General features: G+C 60.1%; 20 protein-coding genes. 12 read left to right on the top strand and 8 right to left on the bottom strand.

Translation table 11 applies throughout. The annotated features are described in order from the left end of the window. Window positions 1-180: 180 nt before the first annotated feature. Complete coding sequence (locus GRI58_RS09790; RefSeq protein WP_237452224.1) at window positions 181-1,698, top strand: ATP-binding cassette domain-containing protein; 1,518 nt, start codon at window positions 181-183, stop codon at window positions 1,696-1,698. Further along, complete coding sequence (locus tag GRI58_RS09795; protein WP_237452225.1) at window positions 1,695-3,350, top strand: ATP-binding cassette domain-containing protein; 1,656 nt, start codon at window positions 1,695-1,697, stop codon at window positions 3,348-3,350. Before GRI58_RS09790 ends, GRI58_RS09795 begins: the two co-directional genes overlap by 4 nt. On the opposite strand, the gene GRI58_RS09800 is transcribed toward GRI58_RS09795, so the two are convergent. The 4 genes from GRI58_RS09800 to GRI58_RS09815 all read right to left on the bottom strand — a co-directional run bounded on the left by GRI58_RS09800 (window position 3,291) and on the right by GRI58_RS09815 (window position 7,370). Next, window positions 3,291-4,532: a DUF3422 domain-containing protein gene (locus tag GRI58_RS09800; protein WP_160753425.1), complete on the bottom strand. Its 1,242-nt coding sequence runs from the start codon at window positions 4,530-4,532 to the stop codon at window positions 3,291-3,293. The genes GRI58_RS09795 and GRI58_RS09800 overlap by 60 nt on opposite strands. A gap of 64 nt (window positions 4,533-4,596) precedes the next feature. Then, a complete protein-coding gene (locus tag GRI58_RS09805; protein ID WP_160753426.1) occupies window positions 4,597-5,865 on the bottom strand; it encodes a TolC family protein in 1,269 nt (422 codons plus the stop codon). Between the two features lie 8 nt (window positions 5,866-5,873). After that, window positions 5,874-6,077: a YgaP family membrane protein gene (locus tag GRI58_RS09810; RefSeq protein ID WP_160753427.1), complete on the bottom strand. Its 204-nt coding sequence runs from the start codon at window positions 6,075-6,077 to the stop codon at window positions 5,874-5,876. 12 nt (window positions 6,078-6,089) lie between these two features. Then, window positions 6,090-7,370, bottom strand: coding sequence for an NAD(P)/FAD-dependent oxidoreductase (locus tag GRI58_RS09815; protein WP_160753428.1), 1,281 nt, complete (start codon window positions 7,368-7,370; stop codon window positions 6,090-6,092). Between the two features lie 68 nt (window positions 7,371-7,438). On the opposite strand from GRI58_RS09815, the gene GRI58_RS09820 reads away from it, so the two are divergent. The 7 genes from GRI58_RS09820 (at window position 7,439) to GRI58_RS09850 (ending at window position 14,087) form a co-directional block, all read left to right on the top strand. Then, window positions 7,439-7,789 (top strand): rhodanese-like domain-containing protein, encoded by a 351-nt coding sequence (locus GRI58_RS09820; protein ID WP_237452226.1) that lies wholly within the window; start codon window positions 7,439-7,441, stop codon window positions 7,787-7,789. Window positions 7,790-7,800: 11 nt separating this feature from the next. Next, entirely contained in the window at window positions 7,801-8,832 is a 1,032-nt protein-coding gene (locus GRI58_RS09825) for an efflux RND transporter periplasmic adaptor subunit (protein ID WP_202386918.1), read from the top strand. Continuing rightward, window positions 8,829-12,053 carry an efflux RND transporter permease subunit gene (locus tag GRI58_RS09830; protein ID WP_160753429.1) on the top strand — a complete coding sequence of 1,075 codons (3,225 nt, stop codon included), beginning with the start codon at window positions 8,829-8,831 and terminating at the stop codon, window positions 12,051-12,053. Before GRI58_RS09825 ends, GRI58_RS09830 begins: the two co-directional genes overlap by 4 nt. Further along, window positions 12,050-12,364 (top strand): ArsR/SmtB family transcription factor, encoded by a 315-nt coding sequence (locus tag GRI58_RS09835; protein ID WP_202386919.1) that lies wholly within the window; start codon window positions 12,050-12,052, stop codon window positions 12,362-12,364. Before GRI58_RS09830 ends, GRI58_RS09835 begins: the two co-directional genes overlap by 4 nt. 8 nt (window positions 12,365-12,372) lie before the next feature. Then, window positions 12,373-12,795, top strand: coding sequence for a thioredoxin TrxC (gene trxC / locus GRI58_RS09840; RefSeq protein WP_337190955.1), 423 nt, complete (start codon window positions 12,373-12,375; stop codon window positions 12,793-12,795). A 116-nt stretch (window positions 12,796-12,911) separates the two neighbouring features. Next, window positions 12,912-13,334, top strand: a complete 423-nt coding sequence (locus tag GRI58_RS09845) for a protein tyrosine phosphatase family protein (protein WP_160753431.1) — start codon at window positions 12,912-12,914, stop codon at window positions 13,332-13,334. Between the two features lie 123 nt (window positions 13,335-13,457). Continuing rightward, complete coding sequence (locus GRI58_RS09850) at window positions 13,458-14,087, top strand: peroxiredoxin (RefSeq protein ID WP_160753432.1); 630 nt, start codon at window positions 13,458-13,460, stop codon at window positions 14,085-14,087. A 110-nt stretch (window positions 14,088-14,197) separates the two neighbouring features. Here the strand turns inward: GRI58_RS09850 and GRI58_RS09855 are convergent, their stop codons facing one another. Genes GRI58_RS09855 through GRI58_RS09865 form a run of 3 tightly spaced genes read right to left on the bottom strand, consistent with a single transcriptional unit; the run spans window position 14,198 to window position 18,376 of the window. Continuing rightward, window positions 14,198-15,670, bottom strand: coding sequence for an efflux transporter outer membrane subunit (locus tag GRI58_RS09855; RefSeq protein WP_160753433.1), 1,473 nt, complete (start codon window positions 15,668-15,670; stop codon window positions 14,198-14,200). Window positions 15,671-15,674: 4 nt separating this feature from the next. Then, window positions 15,675-17,198: a DHA2 family efflux MFS transporter permease subunit gene (locus GRI58_RS09860; RefSeq protein WP_160753434.1), complete on the bottom strand. Its 1,524-nt coding sequence runs from the start codon at window positions 17,196-17,198 to the stop codon at window positions 15,675-15,677. Next, entirely contained in the window at window positions 17,195-18,376 is a 1,182-nt protein-coding gene (locus GRI58_RS09865) for an HlyD family secretion protein (protein WP_237452227.1), read from the bottom strand. The genes GRI58_RS09860 and GRI58_RS09865 overlap by 4 nt, the downstream gene beginning before the upstream one ends. A gap of 137 nt (window positions 18,377-18,513) precedes the next feature. Here GRI58_RS09865 and GRI58_RS09870 point away from each other — a divergent pair, with 137 nt between their 5' ends. After that, window positions 18,514-19,422: a LysR family transcriptional regulator gene (locus GRI58_RS09870; RefSeq protein ID WP_160753435.1), complete on the top strand. Its 909-nt coding sequence runs from the start codon at window positions 18,514-18,516 to the stop codon at window positions 19,420-19,422. A gap of 219 nt (window positions 19,423-19,641) precedes the next feature. Beyond that, window positions 19,642-20,883 (top strand): ROK family transcriptional regulator, encoded by a 1,242-nt coding sequence (locus tag GRI58_RS09875; protein WP_160753436.1) that lies wholly within the window; start codon window positions 19,642-19,644, stop codon window positions 20,881-20,883. 17 nt (window positions 20,884-20,900) lie between these two features. On the opposite strand, the gene GRI58_RS09880 is transcribed toward GRI58_RS09875, so the two are convergent. Beyond that, window positions 20,901-22,268 carry a sugar porter family MFS transporter gene (locus GRI58_RS09880; protein ID WP_160753437.1) on the bottom strand — a complete coding sequence of 456 codons (1,368 nt, stop codon included), beginning with the start codon at window positions 22,266-22,268 and terminating at the stop codon, window positions 20,901-20,903. A gap of 234 nt (window positions 22,269-22,502) precedes the next feature. Between GRI58_RS09880 and GRI58_RS09885 the strand changes: the two genes are divergently transcribed. Further along, on the top strand, window positions 22,503-23,765 hold the full coding sequence (locus tag GRI58_RS09885) for a sugar MFS transporter (RefSeq protein ID WP_160753438.1): 1,263 nt from the start codon (window positions 22,503-22,505) through the stop codon (window positions 23,763-23,765). Window positions 23,766-23,828 lie beyond the last annotated feature (63 nt).

Genomic DNA, 23,828 nt, shown 5'->3' on the forward strand with positions numbered 1-23,828 from the left:
CCGAGAGAGCTCAACAACAGCGAAATCGATCATGGCAAGAAGTCTTTCGAAACCGTTTGCGCGTGCGTCGCGCTTGATGGCGATGCTGGAAGGCTTTACCCCAAGCCGTAATCTGGATCAAATAAAATGATTACATAATTGCACGTAATGATAAGTGATAAACGTATTCACGGCTTTTGGATGCTCGACGCGGCCGGTGCGGCAGTATTCGCGCTTGGCGTAGCTTACGGGGTTAGCGCATTGGTTGCGGTACAGCGTCCGGAATGGCCCGCGATGGTGGCGCTGCTCCTGGGCCCCATTTTGCGTGGAGTCGGCATTTTGGGCGTCCACTGGACTGCGATCGACGAAGCTCAGCGTGTAGCTGGTGGCTGGAGAGAGCGATTGTTCCCCGGCCTGCTAGGACGGCGTACCAATAAGCCGCTTCTTGCCGGCGAAAGCGCAACGCTGGCGATCGATCATATCGCCTCCGTGGAAGCTTACATCGCTCGTTTTCGGCCCGCGCGAGTCAGCGCTATGATCGGTCCGCTGATAATCGCGGCAATCACTGCCATCGCTAGCTGGGTGTCTGCGCTCATCATGCTCGGCACGATGCTGCCCTTTGCAATCGGTATGATCCTAGCCGGCACGGCGGCGCGGCGTGCGTCGGAGCGTCAACTGAGTGCTCTCGAAAAATTGTCCGGTCTGTTCGTCGACCGCGTCCGCAATCTTCCGCTGATCCGGCATTATGGAGCGGAGGAACGGATCGGTCGACAGGTCTCCGGCGCCGCGCGCGAAGTCGCAGAGCGGACAATCGTCGTGCTGCGAGCAGCTTTCCTGTCGGGTGCGGTCCTCGAATTCTTTGCTGCCTTGGCTGTGGCGCTAATAGCGGTGTATTGCGGTTTCGCACTGCTCGGCATGTTGCCTTTCACACCGCCAGAACACTTGACGCTCGAGCGCGCGTTCTTCGCCTTGGCGATGGCACCGGAATTTTATCTCCCGATGCGCAGGCTGGCGGCAGCCTACCACGAAAAGCAGCTTGGCGAGGCAGCGTTGCAGACGCTGGAACAGGCGCTCCCCGAGGTTCCTTCTACGCTGTCGTCGGTTGCACGTTTCGACGGCTTGGTCGTGAAGGATCTCACCATTGACTGGCCGGGCGTCCGGATCAGACCGCTGACGTTTGATGTTGCACAGCATGACCTCGTGGCGCTCACCGGTCCGACCGGCAGCGGCAAGACCAGCACTCTTGCGGCGATTGCCGGGCAGGTTGGCGATATCGATGGCTGCGTCACGACGGCTGGAGGAGGCGCACTCGATGCTGCCGATATCGCATGGGCGGCGCAGCGTCCGCTGCTGCTGCCGGGCACTCTCGGCGAGAATATCGGGCTCGCCGTGCCAGACGCGAGCGAAACCGAAATCGTTATGGTCGCAGAGCGTGTGGGTTTGGGGGAAGTCATGGCGTCGCGTGGCGGCCTTGCTCTCGCCATCGATCATCGCGGATCTGGACTGTCGGGTGGCGAGCGGCGACGAATTGGGCTTGCGCGGGCGCTATTGTCGGGGCGACCGCTACTGCTCTGTGACGAACCAACGGCAGATCTGGATGCCGACAGTGCGGCCGGGATTATCGCCTTGCTGGTTGAGATTGCTCGCGAGCGGGCTGTGTTAATGGCGACACATGATCCCGCACTGGTCGCTGCGGCGCGGCTGGAGGTGGCGCTATGAGCCGCAGAAGCTTGTTCGGACAGGACATGACACCTCAGGTGCGCCGCTATATCGGTTTGGCGGCGCTCGCCGCGACTGTGGCGGCCGTTTCGTCGATCCTGCTGCTGGCGATTTCGGGCTGGTTTCTCACGGCAGCGGCGCTTGCCGGGGCTGCAGGCGCGGCCACCGCCTATGGGTTCAACTATCTAATTCCCAGTGCGATGATCCGCCTGCTCGCGATCCTGCGGACCGTCTCGCGCTATGGCGAGCGGTTGTGGTCGCACCAGGCGGCGTTGTTTGCGATGGCGGGCCTTCGCGGACGGTTGTTCGCGCGCCTCGTTGCGCAGGATAACCGTAACGCTCCAGACCTTTCGGGGGGCGATGCCAGCGCGCGGCTGATCGGCGATATTGCAGCGCTGGAGGATCTGATCGTCCGTCGTCCGACACTGCCTGCCAGCATGATCGGTGCAGCGACAGGAGTGATCATCGCCGCCTTTGCAGGATGGCAGGCGGCAGTGGTGCTGTTGGCGCTCTTGGTGATGTTGCCGACCATACTCCGCAAGCTGGGCACACGCCTTACGCGCACTCCTGCGCGAGACGCGGCTGAAGCGCTGGGCAAACTGCGCGATAGATACGTCGAATATGCGGCGGCGCGTGCCGAAATTATCGCCTATGGTCTCGCCGATCGGGTAACGCTGGAGCTGAACGGGATTGCTGCCGAACTCGATCGCGCCAATGCACAGCTGTTCCGGGGCGAGGGCGTGATTGCTGCTGTGCTTACGATCTATACCGGAGGCACGGCTGCGCTGGTGTTGATGAGCGCAACGGCCAGCGCGCCGCGTGTGGCATTGGCGCTGCTTGCTTCGGTTTCGGCGATCGAGGCGATGACTGCCTGGGCCCGCACAGCTTTGCGGCAGGCGCGTGTCGAAGAGGGGCTGCGGCGTTTGGCAAGTCTGGAAAGGCTTCCCGCTGCACCGTTCGCACCCTCAACGCGTGGCTCACAGGCGCTGGCTCTGACCATCGGAGATGAATCTGTCGCGCCCGGCACGCGAATTGCGATCACTGGCCAGTCCGGTTCGGGAAAGACGCTGTTGCTCGAGAGTCTGGCGGGCTGGAGGACTTCTGTATTTGAACTGTCGCTCGGTGACAGGCGGGTCACGGATATTCCTTCAGCCACGATCCGTGACCAGATTGCGCTATCACCACAGGATGCGCCGATGATCGCTGGGTCGATTGCCGATAATCTACGCGTTGCGCGCTCAGGTGTCGACGCGAATGCGATGTGGCAAGCGCTGCGTATCGCCTGTCTCGACCAGCGTATCCTCACTGCCCCTGAAGGCCTCGACACGATGCTGGGGGAGGGCGGCGGTATTCTGTCGGGAGGTGAGCTTAAGCGCTTGTCTCTGGCGCGCGCGTTGCTCGCCGAACGACCGTGGCTGCTGCTGGATGAGCCGACCGAGGGGCTCGATTCTAAGACAGAGGCCCTGTTGATCGAGCGACTCAGAGCATGGCTTGAGGAAAGCGGTACTGGCCTGGTATTGGTGTCGCACCGACAAGCGCCACTGACGCTTTCCGAGCGGATGCTTGCGATAGGCGTAGTGCCGCGGCGGCAATTAGTCTTCCCGGCCAACGCGATGCGTCCGCCAGCGCAGCAGGATGGCGAATCCGAGTAGTGCGGGCAAAACCATTGTCGCGGTGACGATATGGGCATCCCAGCTCAGCCATCTGGCAGCCTCGGCACCCGAGACGATCTTGTCCAGCAGTGCCACTGCGTAATAGGCTAGCGCCACCACCGATAACCCTTCGACCAAATGCTGTAGCTTGAGCTGTCGAGCGGCGCTGCGCTCCATTGATCGCAGGAGGGCGATATTCTGTGCTTCAAGCGACAGGTCTACACGCGTACGCAGCATACTCGTCGCCTGCTCGATCCCTTCGGCGGCTGCATCGATCCGCCGCTTGAACGCCGCGCAGGTTCGCCGCGCGGGTAGCAGGCGACGCTCGGTGAAATCCGCAAGCGTCTGGGCACCGCGAATAGGCCTGGGCGAGAGTGTCTTTAGCCGATCGTCGACGATCTCGCTATAGGCAGCTGTTGCAGCGAGGCGATATCCTGTCCGTGCCCTTAGGGCAGAAGTTTCGGCCGCGAGGGTGGTGAGCGCGTCGAGATTGCCGTGATCGTCATCGCCCGCGCGCATTGCATCAGTGACGGCAACAAGTCTTTCCTCGACCGCCTGGATTGCGGGGGCCTCGTCGCGTGCAAGTGCAAACCCCATCAGCGCAAGATTGCGGTAATTGCCTAGCTCTTGGAGCTGCTGAACCAAACGGCCGAGGTCATTCGGCTGCATATGGCCTGCTGATAGCACGATCCGGCCATAGCGACTGTCCTCATGCAGTTTGAAATCGGACCAGAACCGCGCCGTTCCAAGGATACCGGCGACCAGCTCGTCAACTGCAAATCCGGCCTTTTCGATCAGGTTTGTCGCTGCATCTTCGTCTTTCGCGACATCGATCTGAGTGGCACGCATGACGAGGCCGGGAAACCCTTCCAGCCACGCGATCATTCGCGATGCCTCCGCTGGTTCGACCGCATCTGGCAGGATGATCATTGCGGTGCTGGCTTCGCTATGCCGCTCCCATGCGAAAGCGATTCCGCTGTTTGTATTCCCTGAGACATGCCTCGCATTCCCATCCAGCTTGGTGGCAACCATGCTGGCGTGGACGATTTCGTCGTCCAGACTGTTGTGGTCGGTCAAACGTACGACCTGCAACATCCTGCACGGTGCAATGATCGGCGACATCGGTCGCAGGTGCATTTCGGCAATCGCACGAAGCCGGAGCGGATGGCTGGACATCGTCATGGCAGCAACCTCCTCGGGCGAGACAAGATTTGCCTCGAATATGGCGCGCCATGCGATGGCGAAGTCAGCGCGTGGCTTCGTCCATACCGGCAATGGCGCGCAATGAGTAAGCAGCGACCAGTAGGTTGCCCTGTGCAGAGATGCGGCTGCTTTCTGCATCGATCGCTTCACGCTCCGCGTCCAGCAGGGCGAGCTGCGGTTTCGCGCCGGATTGGACTTCTAGCCTAGTACTACGCAACGCGCTCTCACTTGCGGATGCTCGCGCCTCAGCGGCCTTGAACACTGCCCGTGCGGCCCGCACAGTCTCGAAACCCTGCGTCGCCTGTTGCTCGATCATATCTCGGGCTGCTTGGTAGTCGTGCTTGCTGGCTTCGAGGTTCGCTGCGGCACCACGTTCACGAGCACTGGTCTGGCCGCCGGAAAACAGCTTCCAGCGCAGCCGTACACCCGCACTGGTGCTGTCGGCCTTGTAGCCCGGAAAGAACTCGTCTCGAACCGTGGAGGCTTCGGCATAGGCCGATACACTCGGCAATCTTTCTGCGCGCGCGCCATCCAGTCCGGCCTTGGCCGATTTGATCATCGCTTCGGACTGGGCCAGCTGCGGGTTGTGAGCCATCGCTTGTGCAACCGCTTCATCGATGTTGGCGGGAACAGGCGGCGGCCCCGGCAACTCGGCGTCGGGGGTGATCGATTTGCCGGTCAACGTCTTGAGCCGGGTTAGCGCCGATTGCCTTTCACCTTCTGCGGCCGCGAGTCCGGCCTGGGCCTGTGCGAGGCGCGCTTCCGCCTGTGAAACATCGGTCGATGTGCCATTGCCGGCTGTGAACATCAGCTTTGCCTGACGTAGGGTTTCTTTCAGCGCGTCGACCATTCTTGAATAGCTAGCGATACGTTTCTGTGCACCGAGCTCATCGGCATAGGCCTTCACGGCCTGCACTCTCAGCGCAAGTCGTGCCGCTTCGACGGCGGAGTTTGCGGCAGCTTCACCGCCTTCCGCCTGACGCTTCGCAGCGCCCAAACGCCCTCCGGTAAACAATGGCAGCTCGACGTTGAGCGCAGCCGTACGCGGTGTTACATTGTCGGCGGGCAGGTTGAAAAATCCCTGCGGGTCGATCCGTCCGTAGCCAAGTTGGCCTTTTACATCGACCTGCGGCAATCGAGCCCCGCGCGCTTCGTCGACCTTGGCGGCGGCGGCGTCGGCACGGGCGCGCGCTGCGGCAAGCGTGGGCGAATGCGCCAGTGTCGCATCGATTACGCTATCGAGCGATTGTCCATGGGCCGGGGCAGCCAGAACCGAGCCCGACAGCAGGGCGACAAGAACGGAATTGCGCATCAGTCGTCTCAGCGGAAGGCGCAGCCCGAGCGGACGCCCAGCGCGCGAAACACCATTGCCGCCGGGCAAAAGCCGGTGATGCTCGCCTGAAGCATATTGAGTCCGGCAAACATGGTCAGCGCGATCCACCAAGGACTTACGGTTACTGAAAGGATGGCGCTGGCGAGGACCACTACACCGGCAAATGCCATAACCGCACGATCGAGGTTCATTGTCCATTCCTCCTAGTCGAAGCGAAGTTTCTTGATACCGAGCGCATGAAGAGCGAGCTTTTCATAGAAGGGCTCGCTCTCACCCTTGCGGATCTTGCGCAGGAAATATTTCTCAAAGCCGATCTTCGCGAGGTGCACCCATTTGCCTTCCGAGGCCCAATTGGTGTTGCGCGGCGGAATCTGCGGTTTGGCGACGAAAGCTACGCCACCATCGCCGAAATCGGCAAGGCAGATGGCGTTCCAGGTCGCTTCGTGGGTCGGTTCCCTGCCATCGAAGATTTCCTTCAGGTTTTGCGCAATCGCCGTGACCATGCTTTCGATCATGAAGCCGGTCTTGGGCACGCCGACCGGGACCGCTGTCGCGCCTGTCGGCGGAATCGCGATGCAAACGCCCAGGCCGAATACATTGGGATAGGTGGGATTGCGCTGGTGCTTGTCAGTGAGGATGAACCCGCGCGGGTTCGTGAGGCCTTCGACTCCCATGACTGCATCGACCCCACGGAAGGGCGGCATCAGCATGCCCCAGCCGAACGGCAGGTCATGGGTCTTTTTGGTCGATCCATCGTCGTTGACTTCCTCGACATGCATCATGCCTTCTTCGACCGAAGACACCTTGGCATTGGTGATCCATTTGATGTGGCGGTCGCGCATTTCGCTTTCGAGCAGGCTCTTCGTATCGCCCACACCGTCGAGCCCAAGGTGGCCAATGTACGGTTCCGGGGTGACAAAGGTCATCGGAATCTTGTCGCGGATCTTGCGCCGTTTGAGCTCGGTATCGAGCACCATCGCCATCTCGTATGCCGGGCCATAGCAAGATGCGCCCTGGCTCGCGCCGACTATCACAGGTTGTGGATTGGCGCAGAGCTTTTCGAACTTGTCATGCGCAGCGAGCGCGTGGTCGGTCTGGCAAATCGAGACTGTGTTGCGTTCGGGGCCAAACCCTTCGATTTCGTCGAAGGCCAGTTCGGGTCCGGTCGCGATCACCAGATAATCGTAGTCGATGACCGAATTATCGTTGAGTTCGAGTTGGTTCTTGTCGGGATGTACCTTGCGGGCACCGACACCGGTGAATTCTATGCCGCGTTTCTCCATGACCGGGGGAAGATGCACACGCAGCGCATCGCCATCGCGCCAGCCAACCGCAACCCAGGGGTTCGATGGTACGAACCAGTAATCGTCACCCTTGTTCACCACTGTGATGCGGGCCTTGTTTTTCAGGGCTTCGCGAATCTCATAGGCGGCGATCGTGCCCCCCAATCCCGCGCCGAGAACGACGACATGCGGTTTGTCCATGACAACTCTCCAACAATTTCACCTTGACGTATATTGTGAAATTCTAATATACGCAAGTAGCAATTCTGATGGATGAGGTGAATATGTTCGGATTCGGTCAAAAAGCGCCCATGAATGAGCTTTCCCCGGGCGAGCTGGAGCAATTGATGGCTGGCGACAAAGCGGTGGTTGTCGATGTGCGCGAGCCAGGTGAATTCGCATCGGGTCATATTACCGGGGCCATCAACCGACCCCTTTCAAGCTTCGATCCGTCGGCTCTGCCGAGGGCTCCCGGCAAGACGGTGGTGCTGGTATGTGCAGGCGGGAAACGTTCGGCCATGGCGCTCAATAAATGCGCTAAGGCCGAGGCGGCGATCGATACGCATCTTAACGGCGGCATGGCTGCCTGGGCGTGTGCCAACCTGCCCGTCCAGCGTTGAGGAGAATAAGGATGGGTGGGCCTCGTATCGGTCTGGCAGGGGCGGCGCTTGCCGTCACAATCCTGTTGGCAAGTTGTGGTAGCGAAACCATTGCGCCACAAACAAAGTCGGCCGCCAAGGGCCCGATCCTGACCGTCCAGCAGGCAAACGCGCCTACCTGGGCGTCGGTCAGTGCCGAGGTTTCGACAGTAGATCAGGCGCAGGCGCTCGCACGCATCCCGGGCATCCTTTCCAAAGTCACTGTCAAGGACGGGGACTATGTGAAAAAGGGACAATTGATTGCAAGGATTGTCGACAGTCAGCTTGGCTACCAGAGCGGTGCCTATGGTGCGCAGGCTGCCGCGGCTCAGGCCCAGGCTGCGCAGGCCAAGGCCGACCTGTCCCGCACGCAGTTCCTCTACAATAACGGCGTCTATTCCAAGGCCCGGCTTGAACAAGCGCAGGCGGCAGCTAGCGCTGCTGCAGCGCAGGTTCGCGCTGCGCAGCAGCAGCAATCGGCCGTCAAAGCAGTAGCAGGACAAGGCGCGGTGCTCGCGCCCTCGACGGGTCGGGTGCTCAACGCAGACGTTCCTGCTGGCTCTGCGGTGGCGCCGGGAATGTCGATCGCGACGATTACTTCGGGCCCGGTGATTCTGAGGCTCGATCTTCCCGAATCTCTGGTGGGGCAAGTGCGAGTTGGCTCGGCAGTGGTCACAGGCGACATTAACAGCAATGGCCAGGGTGAGCGTGGGGCGATCACGAAGATCTATCCCTCGGTCAACTCAGGCCAGGTCCGCGCCGATGCCACAATGCCCGGGCTCGATGGCAGCCTGATTGGCCGCCGGGTCGCCGCCAAGGTGGAGGCCGGTTCCCATACTGCCCTGCTGGTTCCAGCAAAATATGTCACGACGCGTTTCGGCATCGATTATGTCTCCGTACGCGGTCCCAAGGGCGAGCTTGCTACTGTTCCGGTGCAGACCTCGCCCTCGATGGAAAAGGGCATGGTTGAAATCCTTTCGGGCATTTCGGCTGGTGATCGTCTAGTACTCGGGACGAGCAAATGAACCTTGGCATCTCGGGGCGCCTGACCAAGGCGACCATCAATTCCCCGCTCACACCGCTGTTTCTGTTGGCCGCTATCCTGGTCGGAATCATCGCCACGATGACGATCCCGCGTGAGGAAGAGCCACAGATTAAGGTGCCGATGGTCGATATTCAGGTCGCCGCACCGGGGCTTTCTGCGCAGGATGCAATCGAGCTTGTCGGCAAGCCGCTTGAGACGATCGTGAAGTCGGTCAATGGTGTCGAGCACGTCTATACGCAGGCCGAAGACAATGGCGTGATTGTCACCGCGAGATTTGCGGTCGGGTCAGACGCGGACAATGCTGCCATCCGCATCAACGAAAAGATTGCCGCCAATGTCGATCGTATCCCGGTTGGCATACCGCCGCCCAAGGTGACGGTGCGCGGTATCAACGATGTGCCCATAGTTACGCTCGCCCTGGAACCGAAGCCGGGTGCGCCGGGCAACTGGACAGCGCAATCGCTGACCGAGCTTGCAGGAAGGCTGCGTACCGAACTCGCCAAGGTCGATAATGTCGGGCTGACCTTTATCACTGGCGGTCAGCAGCAGGTAATTCGCATCGCCCCAGATCCGGCGAAACTGGCACAGTATAGGGTGCCGCTCAGCAGCGTGATAGATGCCGCATCGCAGGCCAATCGCAGTTTTCCGGTCGGAATGGTGCGTGATAATGGCGAGGCCACCAATGTCATTGCCGGAAAGACTCTCAAGAGTGCCGAGCAAGTCGGTTCGCTGATCGTCCGGTCGGTTAGCGGGGCGCCGGTCTATCTGCGCGATGTGGCGACCGTGACGCAGGGGTCAAGTCAGGATCAGGCTCGTTCGTGGCGCTGGTCGCGCGAGGGCAAGACATGGGACATGGAACCCTCTGTCAGCATAGCTATTGCCAAGCGCGCCGGTGCAAATGCGGTCACCGTATCGGAAGATGTGCTGAAGCGGATCGACACCCTCAAAGGATCCCTGATCCCCGATACGGTCAAGGTGTCGGTGACGCGCAACTATGGCCATACGGCTGATGAAAAGGCCAATGAACTGTTGTTCCACCTCGCGCTGGCGACGGTTTCGATCGTGATACTGATCGGCTTCGCGATCGGCTGGCGGGAAGCAGGCGTGACCGCGATCGTCATCCCCACTACAATCCTGCTGACCATGTTCGCCTCACGGATCATGGGTTTCACCATCAACCGCGTCAGCCTGTTCGCGCTGATCTTTTCGATCGGTATCCTGGTCGACGATGCGATCGTGATGATCGAAAACATCGCGCGCCATTGGGCGATGAAGGATGATCGTACCCGGGTGCAGGGGGCCATCGATGCGGTGGCCGAGGTCGGCAATCCGACAATCGTTGCGACGATGACCGTTGTTGCCGCCTTGCTGCCGATGCTGTTCGTGTCCGGGATGATGGGGCCGTATATGGCACCGATCCCAATCAACGCTTCGGCGGCGATGGTGTTCTCCTTCTTTGTCGCGGTCATCATCGCGCCATGGCTGATGATTCGCTTTGCGCGCTCGACATTGCTGGAATCGCACGAGCATGAGGATACGCATGGAGGCAGGCTGGGGATGCTTTACGCGCGTGTTGCCTCGCGCGTCATTGCGACCAAACGCAGCGCTAAAGTGTTCCTTATAGCTGTCGGTGTCGCGACTGTCGTAGCCTGTTCGATGTTCTACTTCGAAGCGGTAACGGTGAAGCTGCTGCCATTCGACAATAAGTCGGAATTGCAACTGGTTGTCGATATGCCCGAAGGGACTAGTCTGGAGGCGACGTCGCGCGTGCTCGAGCAGGCAGCGGCAGTTGCCCGCCAGGTGCCGGAAGTCGAGGCGATGGAGGCCTATGCAGGCACGTCTGCACCGTTCAACTTCAACGGGCTTGTTCGCCACTACTTCCTGCGAGACAAGCCGTGGATGGGCGATTTGATGGTGACACTGGCGCCCAAGAGCGACCGCTCGCGCGAGAGCCACGATATCGCCGTCGATCTGCGCAAGCGGTTGGCTGCGATCAAGCTTCCGGCGGATGGCTCGATCAAAGTCGTCGAAACTCCGCCAGGGCCGCCAGTGCTGTCAACCTTGCTTGCCGAAATCTATGGTCCCAACGAGGCCGTACGCCGCGCGACCGCACTACAGGTTGAAAAGATCTTCAAATCTGTTCCCTATATTGTCGATGTCGACAACAGCTTCGGCGTACCGGAGCCCCAGCTCCGGCTGGTGCCCGACCGTGATAAGCTCGATCATTACGGGCTGTCCGAGAAGCAGATCTATGACAGCATCGGCGCGCTGCTCGGGAGCAATACGGTGGGTTATGCGCCGCAGGGGCAGGGGCGTAATCCATTGCCGATCCAGATCACGTTGGACCAAAACCAGCGCAGCTGGTCGCAGGCACTTGCTGCAACGCCAGTTGCGGTTGCACAAGGAGCGAACGGGCCGCAGTTGATCCAGCTCGGCCAGGTGGTCGATGCCACGCAGACGAAGGGGGGGCAGACAATTTTCCGCCGCGATGGCCGCGGTGCGACAATGGTGACTGCCGAGCTGGCCGGCCGTTACGAAGCACCAATCTATGGGATGCTAGCGGTGGACAAGGCAATCGACCATTTCGACTGGCAGGCGCACGGACTCGAAAAGCCGGATATCAGCCTGAATGGCCAGCCTGAGAATGAAAGCCACACCACGTTGCTTTGGGACGGCGAGTGGGAAATCACCTGGGTGACCTTCCGCGATATGGGTGCGGCCTTCATGGTGGCGCTATTGGGCATTTACGTACTGGTCGTCGGGCAGTTCAAGAACTTCAAGCTGCCGCTAGTCATCCTGACGCCAATCCCGCTAACGCTGGTCGGGATCGTGCTTGGCCATATGCTGTTCGGTGCGCCGTTTACGGCTACGTCGATGATCGGCTTCATCGCGCTTGCCGGGATTATAGTCCGGAACTCTATCCTGCTGGTAGATTTCATTCGTCATGCGAGGAGTGAGGAAAAGTCACTGCGCGACACGTTGCTGGAGGCGGGGATGATCCGCTTCAAGCCGATCGTGCTGACTGCGGCGGCTGCGATGATTGGGGCTGCGGTGATCCTGACCGACCCGATCTTCCAGGGGCTTGCGATCTCCCTGCTGTTCGGGTTGGCGTCCTCGACCTTGCTGACTGTGCTGGTCATTCCTGCGATCTACATAGTGCTCCGTGATGACAACCAGCCGTTGACGATGGAGATTGCATGACCTTGCCGGTTGCGATGGATGTCATGCGCGAATCTGCGGACGGTCTGGCCGTAAAGTTGAAAGCGCTTGCCCATCGCGACCGCTTGTTGCTGCTGTGCCACTTGACGGCGGGTGAGGCATCGGTCGGTGAGTTGGCCGATGCTTCCGGATTGCGTCAGGCGGCCGTATCGCAGCACTTGGCGGTGTTGCGGGATGCCGGTGCGGTAGAAGCCCGGACCGACCAGCAATCACGTATATATTCGATTTCCGATTCACAGGTACGAAGCATGTTCGATTCCTTGTGCGCGATTTGTATCGAAGGTGCCGCATGAGTGCGGCGATGGTCGTCTGCCCGTCTTGCGGCGCACTCAATCGAGTCCCGGAAGCGCGGCTAAGAGACGCGCCGAGCTGCGGACGCTGCCACAACGCATTGTTTACCGGGAAGCCGGTCGCCTGCGACAGTACGATGTTCGATCGCTTTGTGGGTAAGGGCAGCCTGCCGGTCCTGGTGGATTTCTGGGCCGCCTGGTGTGGGCCGTGCCGGGCGATGGCGCCTGCATTCGAAGCAGCGGCCAGTCGGCTCGAGCCACGAGTTCGCCTCGCCAAGATCGATATCGAGGCGGCAACCGATATTGCGGGACGCTACGCAATCCGCTCAATTCCGACGATTATCCTGTTCCGGGATGGTCGGGAAATCGCTCGCCAGTCAGGTGCGATGAATACGCAGGCGATTGTCTCCTGGGCGCAGGGCGTCCTCGGATAAGGCTTGTCTGGGCTTGGGCAGCGCTAGCGCGGCGTGTGATGATCTTTGGTCGATATAGTGGCTCTCCTCGCTTATGTACGGCAATACGACTGTCACACACTAGAGGACCCACCAAGATGAACGCACGCAAGCTCGACGACACTCTTTCCGTGAATGAACAGCTCACGACGGCTGAAATTCCGGCAGCGGCCGAACAGGGATTTGCCGCTATCATCAATAACCGTCCTGATGGAGAAGAGCCGGGACAGCCTTCGTCGGCTGAGGTCGAAGCGGCAGCGCGCGACGCGGGGTTGGAGTACCGCTATGTGCCTTTCGTGCCGGGGCAGCTCACCCCAGGGATTGTGGAAAATTTTCGAACGGCGGCGACGGAATTGCCGGGGCCGATACTGGCCTTCTGCCGTAGCGGTACCCGGAGCACGACGCTCTGGGCGGCGGCGAACGCAGATCGTCTGGGCGTCGACCGCGTGATCAAGGTGGCAGCCAATGCAGGGTATGACCTGTCCGGAGCCAGGCCATTTCTTGAAAATATGGCTCGATGAAGTCCGTAGCAGGGTGGCGACCGGGTAAAATCGTAATTGTATTTTCTGTAATCGATAAATTGAAATGGTGGAATCCATTAATGCGCACTATCTCCAAGGGGTAGCAGCAAAGGACAGACTATCATGACATTGCACCTTGGAGACATCGCCCCCGATTTCACCGTCGATACCCAACTTGGCGAAATCAGCCTGCATGACTGGGCCGGAGACAGCTGGGTGTTCTTCTTCAGCCATCCGGCGGATTTCACCCCGGTTTGTACCACGGAAATGGGCCGCACAGCGCAACTCGCGTCCGAGTTTGAGCGGCGTAATGTGAAGCCTCTGGGCCTGTCTACCGACACGGCGGAAGAACATGCCAAGTGGATCGAGGACGTTAACGAGACCCAGCACACCGAACTGAAATTTCCGATCGTTGCCGATGCGGATCTCAAGATCGCCAAGCTCTATGACATGATCCACCCCGATCAGAGCGAGACGGCTGCAGTTCGCTCTGTCTTCATCATCGATCCGGACAAGAAGATCCGCCTGACGATGACGTATCCGATGAGTGTGGGCCGCAATTTCGACGAGATCCTGCGTGCGATCGATGCGCTACAGTTCGGTGACAAGAACGGTGTCGCGACGCCTGCAGACTGGGTCTCCGGCAAGGAAGCGATCATTCCACCGTCCGTATCGGACGAAGACGCGAAGGCTCGCTTCCCTCAGGGTTTCACGACGATCAGACCCTATCTGCGCACGGTCAAAATCGCCTGAATGCAGAGACATCTTTGAATCGGAAAACGGGACTGGCGTAAACCGGTCCCGTTTTTCGTTTTGTCCTCCTTAGAGGAAAGCCTGGACGACCTTGAGGGACCAGGCGCGTATCAATTCTTCTGTTCGATCCATCCGCCTGCGGTAGCGACGTAGAGTTGTGCCACATTGGTGAATTGGCGTGCCTGCGCCTCGACCAGATTGTAGCGCGCTTTCTGATATTGCCGCTCGGCATCCAGCGTCTGGAGGATGCCGGTATTGCCGACCTGAAAGCTGCGCCGCGACAGGTTGAGCGATTTCTGCGCAACCGCTGTCGCCTCGTGCTGGTTGGCAACCGAGCGGGCGTCGCTATCGACAGCCTGCAACAGGTCCGCGACTTGCTGGAAGGCTTGTAACACGGTCTGGCGGTAGGTCGCCGCAGACGCTTTCGCACGATCCACTGCGGCGCGCTTTTCAGCCTTCAGCGTGCCACCATGGAAGATCGGCGCCAGCAAACCGCCGAACAGATCGAAGCCACGCGACGAATTGCCAAGCAGATGGGTGAAATCCGTAGAACCTTGCTCGAGCGAGGCACCGATGTTGATGTCTGGATAGAGATTGGCAGTCGCAACGCCAACCGCTGCGGTGGCCGCGTGAAAGTTGGCTTCAGCCTGCAGGATGTCCGGGCGCTTGTGAACCAGCTGGGAGGGCAGTGTCACCGGGATTTGCGATGGCAGAGTGAATTGGCTGAAGTCGAAATCCGTCGGTCCAAGCTCGGACGGGGTCACTCCGATCAGAGTTGCTAGCAGATGCCGCGCCTCGGCGAGTTGCTGTTTGAGCTGGGGAATGTCGCTGCGATCGTTCTCGAACTGGCTTTGCGCGTTTAGCACTTCGACCAGCGTACCTTCGCCGGCCTGCTTGCGCTTGTTGGTGAGATCGACGTTACGCCGGTCGTCTGCCAGCAGCGCATTGGCGGTGGCGATGCGGTCGCGGATCGCGGCGATGGTCAAAACTTGCGTGACCACCTTACCTGCGACTGCGAGATGGGCCGCCTCGGTCTGGCGCAATTGTGCTTCCGCCTTTGCAGCGGTCTCCTCGGTGCCCCGACGGAGCTTGCCGAATGGATCGAGATCGAACGACACTCCCGCGCCGACCGAATAGAGGTTGAATTCAGGATTGCCGTCGATGCCGAGCGCGGGATTCGCTTTGAAGCCGACCGACGCGAGATTGACCTGCTCGTGTTCGGCCCGCGCATTTGCGTCGATCTGGGGCAATTGCTTGCCGCGAACCGCCGCCACCTGCTCCCGCGCAGCGGCAAGGGTGGCGTTACTAGCCTCGAGGCTGGCGTTCTTGGCCAGCGCCTGATCGACCAGCTTGTCGAGGGCCGGGGAGTTGAAGGCCGTCCACCACCGCAACTCCGGTCCCTCGCCTCTTATGACGGCAGGGGCGCCCGGAACCGGCATTCCTGACGTGTCATATGCCGCGCGATAGCTTGTTGCAGAAGGCGCTTGCGGAGGTGCGAAATCAGGCCCGACCGTGCATCCGGCCAATGCCGATGCGGCGCTCGCGGCAAACAGGAGGGTTCTGATGGGAAGAATATCTCGCATGAGGTCAATCCATGTGGACCGCCGGTCCCTTGCTCCCGGCCTTCGGTGGCCGCATGAACAGGATCAGCGGGGCGACGAACAACGTCGTGATGAAAAGGAAATGGAAGGCGTCGATGTACGAGACCATCGCCGCCTGACGTGACACTTCGGCATTGAGGCGGGCGAGTGCGTCTGCGGAGTTGAAATCGAAGCCGGGCATCGTGCGCTGAACGGCGGGGTTGTCGGGGCGAATTCCCTCCATCAACCGTGCGTGGACCGTATCGCCATTGCGGATCGTCATTGCCTGCAACACCGAAATGCCGATGGCCGAACCGATGTTGCGAATGAGGGTGAACATCGCAGCGCCTTCATTGCGAAGCTTCGGGTTGAGCGTCGCGAAGGCGATGGTCGACAAGGGAACGAAGATCAGCCCCGTGCCGATTCCCTGGATGAACCCGGTCGAGACGACGAGACTTTCGTCCATACCCAGCGAGAAGCCGCTCATTCGATAGGTCGCGTAACCGGCAACCGCGAGCCCGGTGCCGATCAGCAGGCGCGCGTCGACGCGAGTGATGAGCTGGCCGACGATAATCATCGATACCATGGTTCCAAGCCCGCGCGGCGCAGTCACAAGCCCGGTAAGGACTACGGGATAACCCATCAGTCCTTCGAGCATCGGCGGCAGCAATGCGAGCACCGAAAAGATCAGCACGCCCAGAAAGAACCCGAGCAAAGATCCGGAAACGAAGTTGCGGTCCTTGAACAGGGCAAGATCGATGAACGGGCGTTCCGCGGTCATGGTGTGGACGATGAAGAGGTAGAAGAAGGTCGCTGCCGCCGCCGCCTCGCCGCATACCTCCCACGACGAGAACCAGTCGAGCAATTGCCCACGGTCGAGCATCATCTGGAAGGAGGCTATCGCGAGCGAAAGCATCGCGAAGCCCATCAGGTCGAGGCGCGGCTTTTCAAGCGATCTGGCTTCCGAGAGAAACAGTGAGAGTCCCAGGAAAGCGATAACCCCGACCGGCAGGTTGATATAGAACACCCAGCGCCAGTCGTAATTCTGCGTCAGGTAGCCTCCCAGTGCCGGTCCGATGATCGGGCCGAGGATGGCGCCCATGCCCCAGATCGACATTGCCGGGCCGTGGTTTTCAGGGGGATTGATGTCGAGCAGGATCGCCTGGCTCATCGGCACGAGTGCGGCACCGAACATGCCCTGCAAGAGGCGGAACCCGACCAGCTCGCCAAGGCTGGTTGCCAGCCCGCACAGACCAGAGGCCGTGGTGAAGCCGACGATCGACCACAGGATCAGGCGCTTGCGCCCGATCCTTCCCGCCAGCCATCCGGCCAGCGGGGTCATGATCGCGGCAGCGACGATATAGCTGGTCAGCACCCAGGTGATCTGATCGGCGGATGCGGCGAGGCTACCTTGCATGTGCGGCAGGGCGACATTGGCAATCGTGCTGTCGAGCGAATTCATCACCGTCGCCGCCATGACGGAAGCCGTGATGAACCGCCGCGTCGCCGGGGCGGGGTAGGCGTCGCTCATTTCGACTTATGCGCTTCCGGTTCGTTTGGTGGCACATCGGGGCCGAACAGGGTGCGCTTGTGTCCGGTATCCACCGTTACCTCGGTGCTGAGCCCTGCGTGAAGTGGGCGGTCCTTCGGCAGATTGTCGATTGTCAGCAGAACCGGGAGGCGTTGCACCACCTTGACCCAGTTGCCGGTGGCGTTTTCCGCCGGAAGAACCGAGAAAGCATTGCCGGTGCCCGGGCTGAAGCTGGACACATGCGCAGTCAGATCGAGGTCCGGGTAGGCGTCGATCTTGACCTTCGCGGTTTGTCCGAGCCGCATATACCGCAGCTGGTTTTCCTTGAAGTTGGCCTCGACCCAGATGCGGGTGCTGGCTTCACTGAACACCGGCTTTCCGGCAGTGACGTAGTCGCCCGCCTGCAATTGGTCGACCTTGGCGACAATGCCATCCTGTGCGGCTCGTACAGTGGTATAGCTCAGGTCGAGCTTGGCCTGGTCGAGCGCTGCCTGCGCTGCCCGAACGGCGGGCTGGTCGGTCGCAGGGGCGTTCACATTGCCCGACAATTGCGCCGCGAGAGACGCGTTTTGCTGCTGCGAGGACTGGATGCCCTGCCGCGCTGTCTTGGCGGCGAGGACGGCCTGATCGTACTGGTTCTGGCTTGATATGCCTTCCGCCAGAAGTTCCTTTTGCCGGGCTGCTTCGCGCTCTGCATAGCGCGCTTGTGCCTGCGCTGCTGCCAGCTCCGCCTGACCCTTGCGGTAGTCTGCCCGCTGGGAAGAAACCTGCGTCATCGCTTGTGCCAGATCGGCTTCGGCCTGATCGACCCGCGCCTGGAACGGGGCCGGATCGATACGGAACAGGACCTGTCCCTTCGTGACCCGCTGGTTGTCGCTGACTTCGACGGAAAGAACCCTGCCACTGATGTTCGGGCTCACTGAAACCAGCCCGGTTTGCAGGAAGGCATCGTCGGTGGCTTCATAACGACCCCCGGTGAGATAGACGTATGAGCCGACCGCTATCAGCACGATGGGGGCAAGCAGCAGCAGGGGCTTGCGCCAGCGCTTGATCCCTTTTGGTCGTTCGGTCTGGACATCGGGTGCGGCCTCGGCATTGGTATCTTCGGAAAAGGCGCGCTCATCCGTCCATTCGTCGCCCAGGGCATCATGCCCCTGCGCAGGACGAGATTCGTTCAATGGACCCACACTTTCCACCCTGATTTCCTCATGTCATACGGATTTCGGCACACAGGCACCGTGATTGCCTTGCCGATATAGTGCGCCGCAACAATTCGCCTAATGGCGATTTGGCGATTATGGTATGAACAGGATTCATGATTCCGATTGACCTAAACCTCCTTCAAACCTTCGACGCTCTTTACGAGCTTCGCAGCACCACGCGTGCGGCGGATCGTCTTGGGCTTACCCAGTCCGCGGTCAGCCATGCGCTGCGCCGCCTGCGCGATGCTTTCGATGATCTTCTTTTCGTAAGATCGGGTCGCTCACTCCAGCCGACCGCGCGAGCTATGGAAATGGCTCCCGAAGTTCACGCAGGCCTTCTCCGTCTGCGCGGAGCGCTGGCTTCGAGCACCTTCGATCCCGCGACCGCTCGACGGACTTTCACTCTTGCGGTGGGTTCGTATTTTTGCACGCTCCTAGCTCCTAAGCTGATTGCGTCTGTAAGGCGGATCGCGCCGGGTATCGTCATCCGGCTGGTTCCGCTCGACAAGGATTTACCGGCTATGGTGGAAGACGGTTCGGTCGACCTTTCGGTTGGCTTGTTCGATCATGTCCCGGACCGTTTCGTGACCCGTCCCCTGTTTTCCGATGAATTTGCGTGGATCGCAGCGACCGATCATCCACTGGTGGGCAGGCCGGTCAAGCAGGAGGAAGTCGATCGTCAACCCCGCTTGCAGATTGGCACGGTCCACCCGTTTGGTATGCCGAGCGCATTGATCGAGATACGCCAGGTCGCCGATGTCGCCGGGCTGCAGATGAGTTATGGTGCGGAACCGGCCGCCGTTGCTTATGAAGGCCTGACAGCTATCGCCACGGTTGGAGCAAGCAACCTCGTTGCGCAGGTCCCGCGCAGGCTTGCTGAAGCGATTGGACAATCCATGGGCGTTGTGTGCCTCGATGCACCAAGCCAGAGCGTCACGTTCAAACTGTCGGCCTTGTGGCATCGCAGGCTACAGAACGACGCTGGAATCCTATGGTTATTGGATCATTTCGATGCGCTTTGATAACGTTCTGGAACCCAGTTCCAGGCTGCTGGATAAACGTCCAGCAGCCTGACCGCGAAACTTCAATTTTATGCTGCAATGCGAGGTAAGCGGTTGACTGGACGCAAAGCATGACCTTAAGTTCTCTTTGAGAAAATTGAATTATTAAAGTGTTGGCGTCATTTGCTTGTTGCGGGTGCGCACCTTGTGCCAAGCTACATCACCGGGACCGTTTCATTCATGACTTTCAGCCGACCAGGGGCTCGACTGCTGCAACCGTCCGCAAGCACTGCCGAAGCGCGTGATGCCAGGCTGACGCTAAGTCTATCGGGAACCAATCTTGAACGAGCAGGCGACTACAATCAACGCATAGTCCTGCAGGCTATTCGCCTTGCGGACGAAACGACCAGAACGGAACTGGCGCGCCTGACAGGCCTCACCCCTCCCACCATCGCCAATATCACCAAGCGCCTGACCGATCTGAAACTCATCCGCTCGGCCGGGCGATTGCAGGGGCGGCGAGGGCAGCCGGCGATGAAGATCGTCATCAATCCAAACGGTGCCTTCTCACTCGGCCTCAATATCGACCGCGATCACATTACTTTGGTGACGCTCGATCTGGCAGGGACAGTCCGCAGCCGTATTACGCGCGAGATATCCTTCGCGCTGCCGACGACGGTCGCAGAATATATCCAGGAGATCCTTCCGCAACTGCTCGAACAGGGCGGTATCAAGCGGGAGCGTATCCTTGGCGTCGGCGTTGCCTTGCCCGATGACCTGGGCCGTATCTCTTTGCCGCACCGGCCAAAGGAATACGATGCCTGGGACGGGATCGATCTCGCGGAACTGCTGGAGGAGGTCCTGCCGTGGCCGCTCTATGCGGACAATGACGCAGCGTCCGCTGCGCTCGGTGAAGCGCATCTCGGCAACGGTATTGCCATTCCCAGCTTTTTTTACCTGCTTATCAGTGCCGGTCTTGGCGGAGGACTGGTGATCGATCGGACCTACGTGCGCGGTGCAGACGGGCGCTCCGGTGAAATCTGGGCGATGCCCGACTCCAACCGGCAGCGCGGGAGCAACATTCAGGATACGGTATCGCTCTCTGCACTCTATGCGCGGCTTGAAGAGGCCGGTTTTCCAGTCGATCGTCCGCAGGCCCTGCTGGATGGCCCGGAAGGCAAGGAAGCCGTTATTAAGCAATGGCTGGAGGATGCGGTGGACGTGTTGGTCCAGCCGCTGGTTGCAGTGGATTGCATCATCAACCCTTCCGCGATCCTGATAGGTGGACGACTGCCGGGTAGGTTGACCGACGCGCTGGTCGACCGGCTCAATATGCGAATGGCGGAATTGAACCTGCCAGCTGTGGCCCCGATCCGTCGGGCCGATGCGGCCGACGATGCCTCTGCAGTGGGTGCGGCCATCATCCCGTTTCTCGATCACGTCCTGCCGTCCGAATCGATCCTGATGCAGGCGGGCCGCTGACGGGCTTCAGCTTCGGCTCATTCGCTGCCGATTTGGGCTGCCATATCGTCCAGATCGATACAGCGCGTTTCGGGAAAGAAAATCGCGACCACCACCAATTGCACCACCATAGCGATTGCGAAGATCGCAAAGGGGAGGCCGGGTGACAGCGCAACCAGAACCGGGAAGATGCCTGCGATCAGTGCATTCATCAACCAGTGGGTGCTGGCGCCCACTGCGCTTCCCCTTGCTCTGACCGGGGTAGGAAACGCTTCGGAAATGTACACCCAGATCACTGCCCCCTGACTTGTCGCAAAGAACGCGATGAAGCCCACAAGCGCCGGCAGCATAAGCTGTGTACCGAATACGCCATACATCACGCCTGCCGCAATGCCGAGGCACAGGGCCGTTCCTGCAGCTCCGACCAACAACAGCGTCTTGCGACCGAGGCGGTCGATCAAGGCCATGCCGACCAATGTGAAGACGAGGTTGGCCAGCCCGATCAGAACCGCCTGGCGATCGGGCGACAGAGCCCCGGCGCGGGCGAATATGTCGTTGAGATAATACAGCACGGCGTTAATGCCAGCGAGCTGGTTGAACATCGCAACGAGGATAGCGAGCATGATCGGCTTGCGATGGCGCCGCCACGACAGGCGCTCGCCGGGTGGATCGCGTTGCAATGCCAGTTCGACACGCTGTATCTCCGCTTGTGTGGCTCCTTCGGGAATGCCGATCTTTTTCAGTGCATCACGCGCCTCGTCGCGCCTGTTCTTTGCCAGCAGCCAACGAGGGCTGTTCGGGATCGCAAATAGCAGGATGAAGAAGATCAACGCGGGCGCTGCTGTGACACCCAGCTTCCAGCGCCAGGCGGTGTCGCTCGAGACCAGCCCTGTGATTGTGGCATTGCTGAGGTAAGCTACGAGAATGCCGGTAACGATCATCAGCTGGAACAGCCCGACAAGCAATCCACGCCGACGAGGCGGAGCGATTTCGGCAATGTAAACCGGTGCCAACACCGAAGACCCGCCGATCGCGAGCCCACAGATAAATCGAAAACCGAGGAAAAGGGTCCAGTCGGAAACGAGTGCGCACCCAAGCCCGGCGATGAAGTAAAATGCTGCGAGCACGCGCAAGCTGTTGCGGCTGCCGAAGATGTCACCCGGCTTTCCGGCAAACAATGCCCCTGCCAAGGTTCCCCAAAGCGCTGCCGAAACAGTCAGGCCGAGCGTTTCCGGCGTGAGGAAAAACAGTCTTGTGAGATCGCCAGTGACGCCTGCGATGACGGCGGTGTCGAAGCCGAACAGCAACCCCGCCAGGGCTGCCGTTACAATCGCCGCGATCAAGGTGCCGCTTCGCGAAACGGCGGGTAAGGACTCAGCTCCAAAGCGGGATTCGTCGCTTGCCATGATCGTCGTTATCCCCAGCAGATCGCTTGCGTCTTTGCCGCAAGGTCCATCTTTCTTGTTGCCGGTGTATTCCACAAGGCGAACCGATCATCAAATAAAATAAATTGCGTTATTATCTTGACGAGGCCACCATGGCCGAGGCACGTTCAGGAAAATCAACCGGCGTGCCGTTTGCGCGGTCGGTAAAATAAGGTCCTAGCCCAAAGCAGGACATGGGATGCAAGGGGAGTGGTGATGAGCGAGGAACGCGATGGCGCAGGCTGGACTTTTGCCTATGTCACCATGCTGTTTTTCATCTGGGGTGCGGTCACAGCGGTCAACGACATCCTGATCCCGGCGGTGAAGGAAATCTTCGCGCTCAGCGACACGGAGAGTTTTCTCACCCAGTTCGCCTTTTTCATGGCTTACGGTATCGTTTCGCTACCCGCGGCAGCTGTTCTGGGGCGACTGGGGGCGGCGAATGCCATCGTGGCGGCCCTTGCGACAATGATCCTCGGTTGCCTTGTCATGCCATTGGCCACATTCGTGCAGTCGTATCCGGTGGTTCTGGTCGGCCTCTTCGTGATCGCATCGGGCATCACGCTTTTGCAAGTAGCGGCCAATCCGCTCTCGGCATCGCTGGGCCGGCCGGAGCGCTCCCATTTCCGGCTGGTGCTGAGCCAGGCTTTCAATTCGCTTGGCACGGTGGTCGCGCCTTATCTCGCCGCACGCACATTGCTGCAGGGCGGCTTGTTCGAACCGGGGCCGGTGACTGATGCAAAGATCGCGTACTCGCTTGGACGGATCGATGTCGCTTATGTCTTTATCGCAGTGGTGATCGGCGTATTGGCGGTATTTCTGTTCCGTGTCAGGAAGCAGATCACCGCCGCTGCGCCGCCACCTGAACCTGAGGTGCGAGTGGCGACAGCATTCGGCTCGCCATGGGCTCTGGCCGGAGCGCTTGCGATCTTCCTCTATGTGGGCGCCGAAGTGACCATCGGCAGCACCATGGTGAATTTTCTCGAACAGCCCGATGTCCTCGCGGTGACGGCGGTCAGGGCGGGAAGCCTTGTCAGCCTTTACTGGCTGGGCGCGATGGTCGGGCGGTTCGTGGGCTCTGGATTGCTGTATAACTTACCCGCCGGGCCGCTTCTGACAGCGGCGGCGAGTGTCGCTGCGCTGTTGTGCCTGACGGTCAGCCAGATCACCGGACCGTTTGCTGGAATGCTGGCGATTTCGGTGGGTCTTTTCAATTCGATCATGTTTCCGGTGATCTTCTCGCTGACGATCGAGCGTTCGAGTGCGCCTTCGTCAGCAACATCAGGCCTGTTGTGCATGGCGATCGTGGGCGGGGCACTGGTCCCGCTGGTCTTTGCGCAAGTCGCCGATGCCAGCGGCAGCCGCTTCACTGCATTTCTTGTTCCGGTCGCCTGCTATCTCGTCATCGCCTTGTTTGGCTGGCGGGCGAGCAAGACGTCGCCTTTGCCCAAAGCGGAGCTTGGCGCTTCACCACACTAGGCACGCTTCCGCTTGTATTCTTGCAAACTGAGGGGAGGATATCCTTGAATACCACCGCCACCA

The sequence above is a fragment of the Qipengyuania algicida genome, assembly GCF_009828025.1.
Lineage (GTDB): Bacteria > Pseudomonadota > Alphaproteobacteria > Sphingomonadales > Sphingomonadaceae > Qipengyuania > Qipengyuania algicida.

What these genes read in the sequence shown, in the direction of transcription:
- GRI58_RS09855 (WP_160753433.1), bottom strand. Translation starts at nt 15,670, where the DNA reads ATGCGAGATATTCTTCCCATCAGAACCCTCCTGTTTGCCGCGAGCGCC.
- GRI58_RS09880 (WP_160753437.1), bottom strand. Translation starts at nt 22,268, where the DNA reads ATGGCAAGCGACGAATCCCGCTTTGGAGCTGAGTCCTTACCCGCCGTT.
- GRI58_RS09860 (WP_160753434.1), bottom strand. Translation starts at nt 17,198, where the DNA reads ATGAGCGACGCCTACCCCGCCCCGGCGACGCGGCGGTTCATCACGGCT.
- GRI58_RS09790 (WP_237452224.1), top strand. Translation starts at nt 181, where the DNA reads ATGCTCGACGCGGCCGGTGCGGCAGTATTCGCGCTTGGCGTAGCTTAC.
- GRI58_RS09815 (WP_160753428.1), bottom strand. Translation starts at nt 7,370, where the DNA reads ATGGACAAACCGCATGTCGTCGTTCTCGGCGCGGGATTGGGGGGCACG.
- GRI58_RS09875 (WP_160753436.1), top strand. Translation starts at nt 19,642, where the DNA reads ATGACTTTCAGCCGACCAGGGGCTCGACTGCTGCAACCGTCCGCAAGC.
- GRI58_RS09795 (WP_237452225.1), top strand. Translation starts at nt 1,695, where the DNA reads ATGAGCCGCAGAAGCTTGTTCGGACAGGACATGACACCTCAGGTGCGC.
- GRI58_RS09845 (WP_160753431.1), top strand. Translation starts at nt 12,912, where the DNA reads ATGAACGCACGCAAGCTCGACGACACTCTTTCCGTGAATGAACAGCTC.
- GRI58_RS09800 (WP_160753425.1), bottom strand. Translation starts at nt 4,532, where the DNA reads ATGACGATGTCCAGCCATCCGCTCCGGCTTCGTGCGATTGCCGAAATG.
- GRI58_RS09810 (WP_160753427.1), bottom strand. Translation starts at nt 6,077, where the DNA reads ATGAACCTCGATCGTGCGGTTATGGCATTTGCCGGTGTAGTGGTCCTC.
- GRI58_RS09820 (WP_237452226.1), top strand. Translation starts at nt 7,439, where the DNA reads ATGGATGAGGTGAATATGTTCGGATTCGGTCAAAAAGCGCCCATGAAT.
- GRI58_RS09825 (WP_202386918.1), top strand. Translation starts at nt 7,801, where the DNA reads ATGGGTGGGCCTCGTATCGGTCTGGCAGGGGCGGCGCTTGCCGTCACA.
- GRI58_RS09885 (WP_160753438.1), top strand. Translation starts at nt 22,503, where the DNA reads ATGAGCGAGGAACGCGATGGCGCAGGCTGGACTTTTGCCTATGTCACC.
- GRI58_RS09870 (WP_160753435.1), top strand. Translation starts at nt 18,514, where the DNA reads ATGATTCCGATTGACCTAAACCTCCTTCAAACCTTCGACGCTCTTTAC.
- GRI58_RS09835 (WP_202386919.1), top strand. Translation starts at nt 12,050, where the DNA reads ATGACCTTGCCGGTTGCGATGGATGTCATGCGCGAATCTGCGGACGGT.
- GRI58_RS09850 (WP_160753432.1), top strand. Translation starts at nt 13,458, where the DNA reads ATGACATTGCACCTTGGAGACATCGCCCCCGATTTCACCGTCGATACC.
- trxC (WP_337190955.1), top strand. Translation starts at nt 12,373, where the DNA reads ATGGTCGTCTGCCCGTCTTGCGGCGCACTCAATCGAGTCCCGGAAGCG.
- GRI58_RS09805 (WP_160753426.1), bottom strand. Translation starts at nt 5,865, where the DNA reads ATGCGCAATTCCGTTCTTGTCGCCCTGCTGTCGGGCTCGGTTCTGGCT.
- GRI58_RS09830 (WP_160753429.1), top strand. Translation starts at nt 8,829, where the DNA reads ATGAACCTTGGCATCTCGGGGCGCCTGACCAAGGCGACCATCAATTCC.